Raw genomic sequence first — 12,950 nt, 5'->3', positions numbered from 1 at the left:
TCATTTTGCTTATTTAATTCTTTATTTGTGTTCGAACACAGATTTAATATTATACTCAAACCTGCAAATTAGAAATGATTTTTCAACTGATTAAATTAAAGCACTACAAAAGATTTTTTTTACTTTTCGTGAAACAGGTTACATTTAAAAAATGCAATCATCATTTATCTAAATCCAATAAAAATATGCAAGCAAAAAAAGCGCTAGAGATGTCTAACGCTTTTTTATACATAATATTTACACTAAGACTTTAGGCAAAAACAAATGATTTCACAAATTGTTTGCCAAGCTTATTACACTCTTTTATCTTGGGCTAATTTCGCTGTAAGTCATATCTTTGAAGTGATGATTGCCATACTTCTTAGCCAGTTTTTCTGATTTAAAGAATTGGTTAATCACCTTGCCGTTATCCGGGTTAGCTTCAAAAATCACCCGGTGCTTCTTGCCGTTAAGTTTTTCAAGCTTTGAGGTCAGCGCGTGCGTGTCGGCATTATTCCTAGCACCAGCTGGGGTCAAAATGAGCCAATCATCACCGTGCATCTTCTTCGGTGTCACGACCATTGTTTTAGCAGTTTTTGGGACAACGCCCATCACCGTTTTTACGTTTTCACCTGTCCACGGTGATTTTAAGCCTGTCTTGTATATTTCCATTGGGCTAGGTGTTAAGTAATAAGTGCTATACCACTTCGTGCGCCATGTTTTAGCAAAAGTGAAGGATTTATCCTTAACACTTTTCTTGTTACTTGCCGCCTGTGCCGGTGTCGGTTGCTTTATTGCAGCCCCGACCACAGCAGCACTCAATGAAATAGCTGCAGCTCCAAGCAATGTAATCAGTTTTTTACGCTTCATTATTGTTTGTTCTCCTATAAAAATTATTATCTTTTTTCCAAATGTTATTATAACCGAAGCAGCTATTTACTCCTAACGATTTCTATCGACTGTCGCAAAAAACTTATTTCTCTGGTTTGTTTTGCGTGATCTGTGTGCCCACAAAGGCTTTGGAGTAGGTCATGTCAGCAAAATTTTCACTGCCGTATTTTTCAGCAAGCTCTTTAGTTGTGAAATATTGTGCGAAAACTTTGCCAGAATAATTTGCTTCAAACAAAACCTGAAGCTTTTGTCCATCAATTGTTTCAGCATGTCTAGTATAGGCCATGCCCATGTTATGCGCATTGTCATCCACCGGACCAATCACCATCCATTTGAAACCATTCATCATGCGTGGCTTTTCTGCCCGCATCGCGTGTGTATAATGCTTGTCCAATTTGCCAGTCATTTGCCACGGATACTTGCCAGTGCCTGGTACCTTGCCAACAACATAAACGTGTGCATATTTAACCTTACTGCGCGTTGAAGTTACCGTACTTGTACTAATTTTCATTGGTGAGAGTGCAGCATTCTGATTGTACCAGGTGCCACGAATGCTTTTTGGTAAAACATAGCGCTTGATTAGCCCATATTTGCCAGCAGCGGTCTTCGTTTCGGCTGCTGCCTGAACTGGTTGTATTTGCAATGCTACCACACCGGCAATCCCGCTTAAGGAAAGCGCAGCTGCTGCAATTAATGATAAAATATTTTTCTGCTTCATGTTATTATCCTCCTCATATATAAAAAGTTTACTTAACTTGAATATTACACCGATTTCCCAGAAAGACAATCGTTTTAAGGAAAAATAAACATATAAGCAAATAAATCAGATATCCTAATTACCAATCCTGCAAACTGTGCTGCAATTATGATTTTTACAATTGCTTAATTTGCTCTTCTACGCTTAAGATTTCCAAAATATCGGTTGCACACTCAGCGCCTTTATTGCCGGATTTGCCACCGGCACGATCCGTTGCTTGGGCCACCGTTTCGGTCGTCAGCACGCCAAACATTACTGGAACTTTGCCTTGGGCTGAAGCGGCAGCAAGTTCTCTTGTTGTGCCTTGACAGACATAAGTAAAGTGTGATGTTTCGCCGCGAATAACTGCACCTAAAGCAATCAAGCCGTCAAACTTCCCCGTTTCGGCCATCCGGTTAATTGTCCGGGCAATTTCCAAGGCGCCAGGAACATGAGCAACCGTGATATCATCTTCAGCAACTCCAGATTTTTTTAGCTGCGTAACCGCACCGTTTAACAGCTTACTGGTAACTACATCGTTAAATTCCGCAACCACAATGCCAATTTTTTTGCCCTGACCATTAATAATTCCATTAATTTCTTTCATCGTTAATTCACCTCAGTTAAAATATGATTCATTTCGTGCTTTTTGGTTGTCAAATAGTTCTTATTTTCTTTTGTTAGGCCAACCTCTAATGGAATCCGCTCGCTCACCTTAATGCCATAACTTTCCAGTTGCTTAACTTTATCAGGATTGTTGGTCATCAAGCGCACCGTGGTAACACCTTTCTGCCGCAAGATTTCTGCTGCAATATTGTACTTGCGCGCGTCAACCGGTAAACCTAAATGCTGGTTAGCTTCAACCGTATTCATGCCTTCATCTTGCAATTTATATGCCCGCAATTTATTTTCTAGACCAATACCGCGTCCTTCTTGGCGCAGGTACAAAACCGCACCGGAACCTTCCGCTTCAATTTTTTGCAAAGCACTTGCAAGCTGGGCACCACAATCACAGCGCTTTGAACCAAAAGTATCACCGGTCAAACATTCACTGTGCAGCCGTAGCAATAACGGGGCATCCTTTTTAATTTCACCTCTGCTAATCAACAAAGTTGGTTGCTTGTCCGAATGCTTGCGATCAACAAAGCCTTCTAACTGAAAATGACCATATTTAGTTGGAAAATCAACTTGCGGAATTGCTTCAAGTTGCAAATCTTTATTTTCTTGCCGCTTGCGGTACTCAATCAATTCTTCAATCGTCAAATACGGAATCTCCATCCCTTCGGCTAAAGCTTTCAAGTCCTTGCGCCGGGCCATCGTGCCATCTTTTTTGATGCATTCGCAAATAAAGCCAACGGGGGCAACGCCAGCTAAGCGCGCTAGATCCAAAGCAGCTTCGGTATGACCTGTCCGTTCCAACACGCCGCCCTCTTTAGCAACCAGCGGGAAAACATGGCCGGGGTGATAAAAGTCATCCCACTGACTGTTGGGGTCGGCCAATTTCTTAATTGTTTTGGCCCGATCAAAAGCCGAAATCCCCGTTGTCGTAGTTGTAACATCGACACTCAAAGTAAAGGCCGTGCCAAAGGTATCATTTGAACCCGTGCGGATTGGCTTTAACTGCAACCGGTCCGCATATTCTTTACTCATCGGCACACACAAAAGGCCCCGAGCTTTGGAGATCATTGTGTTAACCGCTTCTGGGGTAACTTTTTCAGCTAAGCCGATCATGTCGCCCTCCGATTCACGCTGCGGTGAATCAGCCACAATTACCAGCCCGCCTTGTCTCATGTGCTCTAAAATTGCTTGCATTTTTTCGTTTAATTGGTCTTCCATTTTGTATTTTTCCTCTAAAACTACTTTACGGCCAAGTTCCAAGCTTGACACTGTTTAACTACATATTTGCCAATCATATCGGTTTCGATATTAGCATGGTCGCCAATTTGGTAATGGGCCAAGGTCGTATTAGCAATCGTAAACGGGATTAAGCTAACGCCAAAAACATCATTTTCGGCCATTGTCACGGTCAGACTAATACCATCAATCGCAATCGAACCCTTTTCTACAATGTACGGTTCATACTTATGGGGAACGCGAAAGCGCAATTCAATTGAATTTTCCGTTTCTGTACGTTTAATCAGCTCGGCTGTTGTATCGATATGACCCGCAACCAGATGGCCATCTAACGTGCTTCCGAGTGTCACCGAAGGTTCTAAGTTAACCGTTGCCCCCTTGGCTAAACTACCTAAATTAGTGCGCCGCATAGTTTCCGGCATGACATCAACAGTAAAATTTTCACCGCTCCACTTGGTTACCGTTAAACAAATACCGTTGACGGCGATACTGGAACCCAGTGGTAGATTCTTTTGCGCCATTTTCTTTGAATTAATTTCTAGCAGCGCATGATTTTGCGTTACTGCTAAATTAGTTATTTTTCCTGTTCCCTGAATTATTCCTGTAAACAATTATTTTCTCCTCGCTTTCAAGCGCACATCATTGCCTAAGCGCCTGACATCAACCAGTTCATACTGCAGCTTTTCATTTAAGCCCGGGCCTTTAACGGCTGGCAAAGCGGTTCCGCCCAAGATCTGCGGGGCAAGATAAGTCACTACTTCATCCGCTAACTTGCTTTGGACAAATTGTGCCTGCAGATTGCTGCCGCCTTCAACTAATAGTGCTTGTAAGTCTTTGCTAGCTAAAAGCTGCAAAATTGCTTGCGGCGTCCACTGCTTTTTCACAAAAACATGAACATTCTTCGGTAATGATGTTGTAGCATCGGTTTCACTCAGCAGCCAAATCTCACCTGGCTCAGAAAATAAGCGGCTCTGCCAATTAATCTTCTGCACATCATGGGTCACAACTATGCGGATCGGTGGGATAGCTAAATTTTTAATGCGCACGGTCAATTCAGGATCATCAATTCTGAGCGTACGGGCACCAATTAAAATCGCATGCTGACAGCAGCGCAGCTTTTGCGCATCAAACTGCGCTTCCGGTCCCGTTAACAAGGTCCGCTCATTGCCCGCGCAATTAATCTTGCCATCAAGCGACATCGCATATTTCAAAGTTACCCAAGGGCGCCCGTTACGGTAGAAAAAGTTATAGGCAGGATTCAAATAATCGGTGCCACCAATCACTTCCGTTGCTACGCCATGATCCTCTAAATAATGCAAGCCTTTGCCCGCTACAATTTTGTGGGGATCAACTTGGCCAACCACTACTTTCTTAATCCCAGAAGCCACTATGCGCTGGGTGCACGGCGGCTGCTTGCCAAAATGGCAACAGGGCTCAAGCGTAACGTATAAAGTCGCGCCCTGGGCTAACTCTGGCTGCGGCAAATGACTCAAGGCATTAACCTCAGCGTGTTCATGACCATATTGGTGATGGTAACCTGTCGCCAAAACCCGATTGTTTTTAACGATTACTGCGCCAACTAGCGGATTAGTCCATGTCATCCCCTGTGCCTTAAGTGCCTCATTCGCCGCAATTTGCATAAAATCTTTTTCTTGCACTGCAATTATCACTCCTATACACAAAAAAACGCCTCGCTGAGAAGCGAGGCGCTAAATAATTAACCAAATAGATTTGTCCGAGTCAAACAATCAAAGTTAAAACAACCAAGATTAGCGACATGAGTCAAAAATCAATTTTTATTTCTTTTCTTCTCCCATCCAGACTTTAACTGTCGGTTCTAGACTTGCACTAGATCCACCGCTTGCAAGCGGGTCACGGACTCCAATTAGAAAATTGTTACCGTCGGTAGGGATTTACACCCTGCCCCGAAGAAATCGTATTCAATTAAAGACATAATAATACTCAAAGAATCATGTGTCAATAACGAAATTAAAAATGCATAGGATCCAGTGATGCCGCGTTTATAATCTAAGTGGAGCAGAAAAGTTAGGTTTTCTAACCGAGCATTATGTTTTATTAAGTATGCCAATTAATTCCTTTAGCATTTTTTTATTGTCTTTCTTATAAACTGCCACAACTTCATAACGCTGAGAATCATTATCACAAAATTCACAGTACTTCACTTCGGAATCCATAGCCATTTCATCCCTGCTAATCAATCCAGAAGGATAGAAAGCAATTGCCTTATTTAAAGCCACAAGCATGTGCATTTGTTCGGTACTAGAGACACGTTTAATTTCTTGATGATCAGGAATTGTGACTAAACTAGCAAGAAAGCACTCTAATAAAAAAGTTGAATTTTCTGGACAATAATAAATAATCGGTATATCTTTTAGCATCTCAGGCATCAACACATCTTGTCGGCTTAATGGATTGAGTTTGCTAATTCCCATAACCATATGATCGCAATAAACCACCTTATCACTTAAATTAGAGTTTGCTGATACACAAGTTTTGCCATAATTAATAGAAAACACAATATCCAAGTTGCCATTAATCACATTCTGCATTAGGCGTTCATTACTTTCTTCATGTATTACAATATTCAGTTGTGGTTCGGCATTCATTAATGAATAAAGCGATTTTTGAACAATTTTTCCCTCAAATGCTGAAAAATATCCTACCCGCAAGATTTTTTCTTCTTTATCATCTAAATAGTGCAAATCTGCGATTGCATCATTAAAAGTATTGACAATATCCTGAGCCGACGAACAGAAAACTCTACCTTGTGGTGTCAAAAAGATTTTATTACTACTGCGATCAAACAATTTTATTCCAAGTTCATTTTCCAAATGTGTAATTTGCTTCGAAATTGCTCGTTGAGATTGATAATTTATTTTTGCAACTTTCTCAAAGCTGCCAAATTGCACAACTTGTAGGAAAGTTTTTAAATATTCAATATTCATTTTTTATCTTTCTTTACCCGAACTAGAAGTTCGTCTACCCAAAAAATTCAGTGTCCAAATTATCGTTAACATTTATTATAATCAATAGTGAATAAGTGATCAATGGAGGTAATTTTTATGACACTAACAAAATATAATGCATATGATATCGTAGTTGCCGGCACTGGAGCCGCTGGAGTATCTGCTGCTCTGGAAGCCGCACAAAACGGGGCAAAAGTTTTATTATTAGAAAAAGGCCGCTCAACCGGTGGTAGTACTAATTATACTGAAGGTCTTTTTGCCGTTGACTCATATTTGCAAAAAGAACAGGGAATCAAAGTATCTGGAACCGATGTTTTAAACGAAGAAGTTGAATATTCAAAGTACAAAGCAGATTCAAGAATTTGGCGTAAATATGTTGATGATAGTGCCAACACTGTTAAATGGCTGAAAGACCAAGGTGTTAAGTATGAGGGCGTACAAGCAATGGGGGCTGGTGAAGCAACCTGGCACATTTATGAAGGTATGGGGGATGCAGTTATTCATAAGGCATTATTGCCGCAAGCCGAAAAATTAGGTGTTGAAGTGCTCAAATCAACTGCTGCAACAGAATTGAGAAAAGACGATAATGGAAAAATAACTGCTATTCAAATAGAAAATCAGGCCACAAAAGAAACCCAAACAATTGCAACAAAAGCAGTTATTTTAGCAACAGGTGGATACCTAAATAATTCTGATATGATGGAAGAACTAACTAGTTATGATACCTCGCGCTTAATCCCTGTCAGCTGTGGAAAAGGTACAGGCGACGGATTACGAATGGCTTGGAACGTTGGTGCCCAGAAATATAGTACCGGAATGGCAATGCTTTTCGGTGGATACTTAAAAGATCCAGATGAGCCATCTTTCAAGTATATGGCTTCACACATGGAAACTGCGGCAGGTCAGCAACCATTACTGTGGGTAAATGAAAATGGCGAACGATTTGTAAATGAAGAAGTTGTCTACAACTTTTCCTATGCAGGGAATGCATTGTATACGCAAAACAAGGTTTACAGCATCTTAGACCAAGCTGTCATCGACAGAATGATTAACAAAGGTAACTTTATGGGACTTGGCGTTTACGTCAGACGCGGAGAAAAATTAACCAAATTACAAGATGAATTAAATGATGCAGTAAAAGAAAATAAACCTTATATTTTTAAAGCCGATTCATTAAGTGAACTTGCAAGCAAAATGCACATTCCAGAGGACAAATTTAAGCAAACAATCGAGCAATATAATAATTTCTGCGCAGTAGGCGTTGACGGTGATTTTGGAAAAGATCCCCAATACCTAGTAAAAGTAGAAAAAGGCCCATTTTACGGATTTGAATTAAATGTTGGTGCCTTCTGTACAATGGGTGGGCTTCATATCTCAACTAAAAATGAAGTTCTTGACAATCATGGTCAAGCAATTTCCGGTCTTTACGCAGCTGGCAATGATGCTTCCGGTTTAACAGGCGACACTTATGGTCCGAACATGCCAGGTACATGTGTAGGATATGCCTTTTATTCCGGCAGAAATTCTGCAAAGAATGCTGTTGCGTACATCAAGCAAAATTAAAAGAAAAATCATAGTGGAATAAACTAGTTTATTCATTATCTTTCCCACATAAAAAGTCCGTCAGCAATCATCTGCTGCGGGCTTTTTTAGTGAGAATAGTTACTGGCAACTTTTTAAAGTTCTGCAATATATTTCTGGGCATTCATTGCCGCGTGCCGGCCCGAATTCACGTTATGCGCACACGCAGAGCCTCCCAAGGTTATCGTATAGACATTACGGTACTGCATCGTGCTGTCCATCCCCGATACATAAAGACCTGGAATTTTCGCAAAGTCTTCCCGAATGACTTCAAAATTACGGTTTGAGCCAACCCCGCCGACACCAATCAGGTTAGACGGATCCAGCCGGGCAATATAGAACGGACCCTCATCTAAAGCTACCAACATCTCTTTTTCCTTGTTGAATTCTTCATCCTTACCATTAGCAGCATACGAATTATACTTCTTAATCGTATCGGTAAAAGCAGCGACCGGCAGACCAACAGTCTTAGCCAGGTCCTCAATCTTATCTGCCTTGAACAGCGAGTTGCCATCGTTTGTTTTAACGGCTTCGGCCAAAATCTTGTCGGCACCGTCTATTCCTTTAGTTATCATGTCGTAAATCTTTTGGTTAAATACCTCATAAGTAACCTTAGTCGACTTGATGGCCATCCGTTGGTAAAGCAGATTGTACTTCTTAACATTCTCGTTTACCAGGCGGACACCATCTTGATTAACAAACACAACTGGTCCACCTGAAGGCAGCGACATGAAGCCGTTAATCGGATCGATATACAAATGAACCCCTTCGTGCGGCAACGCCTGAATATAATTCATCATAAATTCTGCCGATTCCAGAAGCATATCCTTTGCCCCCAGCGACATCGCCATCATATAGCCGTCACCTGTATTGCTTGGCATTGAACAATAATGCAGGTTCTCTGTCTGCCAGCCCTGTTTTCTGATCAATTCTGCGTTATGACCAACACCACCAGTAGCCAGCAGCGTTGCTTTGGCATTTATCTGAGTAATCGTTCCATCAGCATCACGGATATAGGCACCGGTTACCTTTGTACCATCATAAATAATTCCAATGGCACTAGAATTCAAAACAAAATTAATGCCAAGCTCATCTGCCCGTTTTTTCATATAAGGAACATAACCTTCCGAAGCAAAGCCGCCCTTAAACCAGTGAAAGGTCGGGAAGGCACAAGTACCGTGGTAATCATCAACTTTGGTCAGCTGAACCCCCTGTTTTAACAGCCAATTGATATTCTCGGCAGAGTTGTTGACCAAATCAACCCAGAAAGAACCATCAGCACGATATTGGCCTAGTTCCTGTTCCCGAGCAATGATTTCTTCTTTTTCAGCATGAATCCCTACGGCCTTTTGCATGTCGGTATTTATGCCGAAGATACCTTCAACGCCGCCGCCATTGCCAGCAACAAAACTGTTCTTCTCAACCACCGTTGTCTTCATTCCAAGCTCACCAGCCTGAACGGCTGCTGCTAACCCAGAAATTCCGGCTCCCAGAATTAAGAAATCTGTCTCCATCTGCCGATCGATCTTAGCTGGTTTACTGCACCATTTTTTATATTCAACTTCTTCTGCTTTTGCTGGTTCAGTTTCTGCAGTATTTGCTGAACTGTTGGTTTCACCATACTTAAATTCCTTAGGATCACCGCCAGCCTGCTTAATAACATCCGCAACCGCATCAATCAATCCCTTGCTTGAATAAGAAGCGCCGGTTAAGACATCTATAGCCAAAGACTGTTCTGAAATTATCTTTTGGGGGATTTGTGAAAACACTGCATCCTCAAGACTATTAGGAACTATCTCCTTATTTGTCGTAATTTTTTTGATTTGATTATCGGCAATCTCAACCTGCAAATTTGTTGTATTATTTTCATAACCTGCTGCAGTAACTTTATATGTACCTGATTTCAATTTTTCCATTATAATATTCTCCTTGTCTATTTTTATTATATGTTAAAAATATCACGTAAATTGCAAACAGTGAAATGAAACTGTATTATTATTAATAAAAAAGCTTTATTAATAATGGAGAAAAGCTATGAATACTGAATACTTAAGACTGTTTCTTAATCTTGCAGAGACGTTGAATTTTTCACAAACTGCCAAAAATGTTAATTTAACCCAGCCGGCAGTAACTCACGCCATCAATAAATTAGAACAAGATCTAGGCTTTAAATTATTTAACCGCAGCAAGCGCACTGTAGAGCTGACGGATGGCGGTAAAATTTTACATGACAACGTCCAGTCAATTCTCGTCAAATTAGATTCAACAATTGAAAGTGCGCGAACAGCGGAAGAAAAAGAATTTTCAGCCTTAGCAATCGGCTACACCAGTACCTACTACGAAATCAAAAAATTTCCCGAATTAATTAACCAATTTAATAGGCTGCACCCCACTTCCCGCCTATATTTGGAAAATTTTGATCACAATGTTTTAAAACAACATTTATTAAGCCAGCAATGCGATATTATTTTCTCAATGCAGGATATTATCAATTCACAAAATATTAACTTCATTCCGCTGATTAAAGGGCAATTTGCCTGTATTGTGCCTAATGATAATCGACTTGCTGACCGCAAATCCCTAAAGATTTCCGACTTAGAAAATGAGACAATGATTTTCTTTAATGCCAATATCTGCCCGCCGCGACAATTCAAGCTCCAACAGCTGATTAAGGAAGAATGTCCCAACGCTCATTACCTATATTCTGATTCGGTATTGCTGTGCCACACCTTTGTCAAAGGCAACCTCGGCATTGCTATGATGGTGGATTTAGCCAGCGTTAAAGATTCACCTGATTTTAAAGTCATCCCATTAGAATATCCAAATGAATATCCTTATGTTTATGGCCTGTCGTTTTTAAAAAATAGTATTAACCCCACTATCAAAGAATTTATTCCCTTCGTCATGAAGTACTTTATTTAACCTTTCTTCTACACTAAAGGCCCTCAGCAATCATCTGCTGCGGGCTTTTTAGCATGCTATCTTATTCTAAACTATTACTTATTTTATCTTATCTAGTGCATCTTTAACTGCATCTTTCAACCCACGCGTTGTGCTGGACGCACCCGAAACCGCGTCAACATCGTACGTATTCTTGGCAACCATTTCATCAGGTAATTCCTTAATGGCTTTCAAACCGTAATCATCGGATTCGGCTTGTTTCAAAACCTCGACGTTTTGCAAATTTTTCTGATCGTCAACAGTTACTCGGACAACAATCTCGTCGCCCATCCCAGTATTTGACTTACCAATATACTGATTCTTACCAGTTGCAAAATTGTCTTTTTTGATATCTGAAGCTAAGGAAACTTGTGGTTTAACCGCTGTCTCTGCATCAACTGTAACCTGATCATTCTTAACTTTAGCTGCATTTTCACCAGCAATTTTACCGAAGATCAAGCACTCGGCCAAGTTGCCACCGCCTTGGTACTGGTTAGCGCAAATGCCACCAAGTTCACCAGCAGAATACAGGTGCGGAATTGCTTGCCCTTTAACATCCAAAACTTCAGCTTGCGCATTTCTTCTCGGACCACCTTGAGTATTAAGCATTCCTTGCTCCATTTTTACTGCATAAATTGGGCCAGCAACAAACGCTCTGAGCGTTGTTGGATCACGATGAAATTCAGCATCATTCTTGGCAGCGGCTGCCTGATTAAAGGTATCGAAGGTTTCCCGTAAAACGGCCGGATCAACCTTAATCTTACCAGCCAATTCTTCAACGGAATCAGCTTTAATAATATTTTCTGTATAAGGAGCATATTGACCGATGAGCTCATCGCTATCAAGTTCCTTTTTCTTTACCTCATCAAAAATCAGATACGGATGTTCCTGGTTCATCGGCACCTTCCACTGACCGTGGTTCTTAATATGACCGTGACGATTTTCCTCAGCCTCATTAAAGTACCTGGTTCCATCATCACCAATCACAAACGAGCTGCCATTTGAAGCAACAACATTTTGCGGTCCAACTAGTAGTCGACCGCGTTTACCATCTTCAACAGCAAAAGCCATTCCATGAAACAAACCAACAGATTCAAAATTATGCATGTGCCACATATCGGCGCCAACTTCTTGAGCCATCTTGACTCCAGCACCCTTATTATACATAGTGCCTACTGGCGCAAGTTTCTTAGCTCCTAAATAGTCTTCAATCATCTGTTGATTATTTTCAAAACCACCAGTAGCAAGCACCACACCATTCCTAGCTTCAATCTTGAGCAGTTCATGGTCACGCTCAATGACAACACCGACAATTGCCTTAGAAGTAACATCCTGAATCAATTCCTTAGCAGGTGTATTATATAAAACCGCAATTTTATCCTGTCGATCAACCACCTGCTGTTTGAGGTTTTGCCACAAGGCAGCATCAAATAGTCCCTTATGAACAGTGGTAAAATCATAAGACTTAACACCATCATATTCTGGATATTCCCAATATCCACTCTGCATTTGTGGTAAATATTCCCGCAGGCTACACGGCTTTACGCCAAGATACTTTTGCACATAATCACGCATGTTAACCATCCCATTAACAAAAGTATCAACCATCTCTTCATCAAGTGTCATCGGTGCCGTCAATTTTTGATAATATTTTTTCATCTCGGCAAAATCATCGCCGCTACCGATTAATTGGGCTGAATACCTGGTATTTCCACCCTCATGACCTTCCGGTGCGGAATCAACCATTAAAACCTTGGCACCATTATCAGCAGCAAAACGCGCGGCAGTTGCGCCGGCACCGCCAAAACCAAGCACAACAACGTCATAACTTGCATCATAGTCAATTTTCGAATTTACAATCATCACTTACCTCATCTTTCACAATCAGTGACTTAATCACGATTACTTATATTCTGATTACTGATCATATTATATAATCTTAGTCTTCAATATATTAAACGCTTTCTTTCACTTAACAAAAA

Annotated in this window: 11 protein-coding genes and 1 riboswitch; of the genes, 2 read left to right on the top strand and 9 right to left on the bottom strand. The window is 40.8% G+C overall.

Annotation, left to right across the window (positions count from 1 at the left end; translation table 11 throughout):
- Positions 1–303: 303 nt before the first annotated feature.
- The 7 genes from PT285_RS02000 to PT285_RS01970 all read right to left on the bottom strand — a co-directional run bounded on the left by PT285_RS02000 (position 304) and on the right by PT285_RS01970 (position 6,426).
- Positions 304–849, bottom strand: coding sequence for a hypothetical protein (locus tag PT285_RS02000; protein ID WP_277147492.1), 546 nt, complete (start codon positions 847–849; stop codon positions 304–306).
- A 103-nt stretch (positions 850–952) separates the two neighbouring features.
- The gene (locus PT285_RS01995) at positions 953–1,588 is read right to left on the bottom strand and encodes a hypothetical protein (RefSeq protein WP_277147491.1); all 636 of its coding nucleotides are present in this window, start codon (positions 1,586–1,588) and stop codon (positions 953–955) included.
- A 154-nt stretch (positions 1,589–1,742) separates the two neighbouring features.
- Positions 1,743–2,213, bottom strand: a complete 471-nt coding sequence (ribH, locus tag PT285_RS01990) for a 6,7-dimethyl-8-ribityllumazine synthase (protein ID WP_277147489.1) — start codon at positions 2,211–2,213, stop codon at positions 1,743–1,745.
- A gap of 2 nt (positions 2,214–2,215) precedes the next feature.
- Complete coding sequence (ribA, locus tag PT285_RS01985; protein WP_277147487.1) at positions 2,216–3,442, bottom strand: GTP cyclohydrolase II; 1,227 nt, start codon at positions 3,440–3,442, stop codon at positions 2,216–2,218.
- Positions 3,443–3,462: 20 nt separating this feature from the next.
- Positions 3,463–4,071: a riboflavin synthase gene (locus PT285_RS01980; RefSeq protein ID WP_277147485.1), complete on the bottom strand. Its 609-nt coding sequence runs from the start codon at positions 4,069–4,071 to the stop codon at positions 3,463–3,465.
- Positions 4,072–5,118 carry a bifunctional diaminohydroxyphosphoribosylaminopyrimidine deaminase/5-amino-6-(5-phosphoribosylamino)uracil reductase RibD gene (ribD, locus tag PT285_RS01975; RefSeq protein ID WP_277147483.1) on the bottom strand — a complete coding sequence of 349 codons (1,047 nt, stop codon included), beginning with the start codon at positions 5,116–5,118 and terminating at the stop codon, positions 4,072–4,074.
- Between the two features lie 143 nt (positions 5,119–5,261).
- Positions 5,262–5,397, bottom strand: a riboswitch (FMN riboswitch).
- A gap of 129 nt (positions 5,398–5,526) precedes the next feature.
- Complete coding sequence (locus tag PT285_RS01970; protein WP_277147481.1) at positions 5,527–6,426, bottom strand: LysR family transcriptional regulator; 900 nt, start codon at positions 6,424–6,426, stop codon at positions 5,527–5,529.
- A 117-nt stretch (positions 6,427–6,543) separates the two neighbouring features.
- Between PT285_RS01970 and PT285_RS01965 the strand changes: the two genes are divergently transcribed.
- Complete coding sequence (locus PT285_RS01965) at positions 6,544–8,010, top strand: FAD-dependent oxidoreductase (protein ID WP_277147478.1); 1,467 nt, start codon at positions 6,544–6,546, stop codon at positions 8,008–8,010.
- 113 nt (positions 8,011–8,123) lie between these two features.
- On the opposite strand, the gene PT285_RS01960 is transcribed toward PT285_RS01965, so the two are convergent.
- On the bottom strand, positions 8,124–9,944 hold the full coding sequence (locus tag PT285_RS01960; protein WP_277147476.1) for an FAD-dependent oxidoreductase: 1,821 nt from the start codon (positions 9,942–9,944) through the stop codon (positions 8,124–8,126).
- 118 nt (positions 9,945–10,062) lie between these two features.
- On the opposite strand from PT285_RS01960, the gene PT285_RS01955 reads away from it, so the two are divergent.
- The gene (locus PT285_RS01955; protein WP_277147474.1) at positions 10,063–10,950 is read left to right on the top strand and encodes a LysR family transcriptional regulator; all 888 of its coding nucleotides are present in this window, start codon (positions 10,063–10,065) and stop codon (positions 10,948–10,950) included.
- 78 nt (positions 10,951–11,028) lie between these two features.
- Here the strand turns inward: PT285_RS01955 and PT285_RS01950 are convergent, their stop codons facing one another.
- Positions 11,029–12,831, bottom strand: a complete 1,803-nt coding sequence (locus tag PT285_RS01950; RefSeq protein ID WP_277147472.1) for an FAD-binding protein — start codon at positions 12,829–12,831, stop codon at positions 11,029–11,031.
- Positions 12,832–12,950: the final 119 nt, after the last annotated feature.

It is taken from the genome of Lactobacillus sp. ESL0791, assembly GCF_029433255.1.
Taxonomy (GTDB): domain Bacteria; phylum Bacillota; class Bacilli; order Lactobacillales; family Lactobacillaceae; genus Lactobacillus.
Note: the sequence above shows the minus strand (reverse complement) of the source record. Positions and strands in the feature narration are given on the sequence as shown.

Bases quoted from the DNA above. Each gene is read 5' to 3' on its own strand.
- ribA (WP_277147487.1), bottom strand. From the start codon at position 3,442: ATGGAAGACCAATTAAACGAAAAAATGCAAGCAATTTTAGAGCACATG.
- PT285_RS01950 (WP_277147472.1), bottom strand. From the start codon at position 12,831: ATGATTGTAAATTCGAAAATTGACTATGATGCAAGTTATGACGTTGTT.
- PT285_RS01965 (WP_277147478.1), top strand. From the start codon at position 6,544: ATGACACTAACAAAATATAATGCATATGATATCGTAGTTGCCGGCACT.
- PT285_RS01960 (WP_277147476.1), bottom strand. From the start codon at position 9,944: ATGGAAAAATTGAAATCAGGTACATATAAAGTTACTGCAGCAGGTTAT.
- ribH (WP_277147489.1), bottom strand. From the start codon at position 2,213: ATGAAAGAAATTAATGGAATTATTAATGGTCAGGGCAAAAAAATTGGC.
- PT285_RS01995 (WP_277147491.1), bottom strand. From the start codon at position 1,588: ATGAAGCAGAAAAATATTTTATCATTAATTGCAGCAGCTGCGCTTTCC.
- PT285_RS02000 (WP_277147492.1), bottom strand. From the start codon at position 849: ATGAAGCGTAAAAAACTGATTACATTGCTTGGAGCTGCAGCTATTTCA.
- PT285_RS01970 (WP_277147481.1), bottom strand. From the start codon at position 6,426: ATGAATATTGAATATTTAAAAACTTTCCTACAAGTTGTGCAATTTGGC.
- PT285_RS01955 (WP_277147474.1), top strand. From the start codon at position 10,063: ATGAATACTGAATACTTAAGACTGTTTCTTAATCTTGCAGAGACGTTG.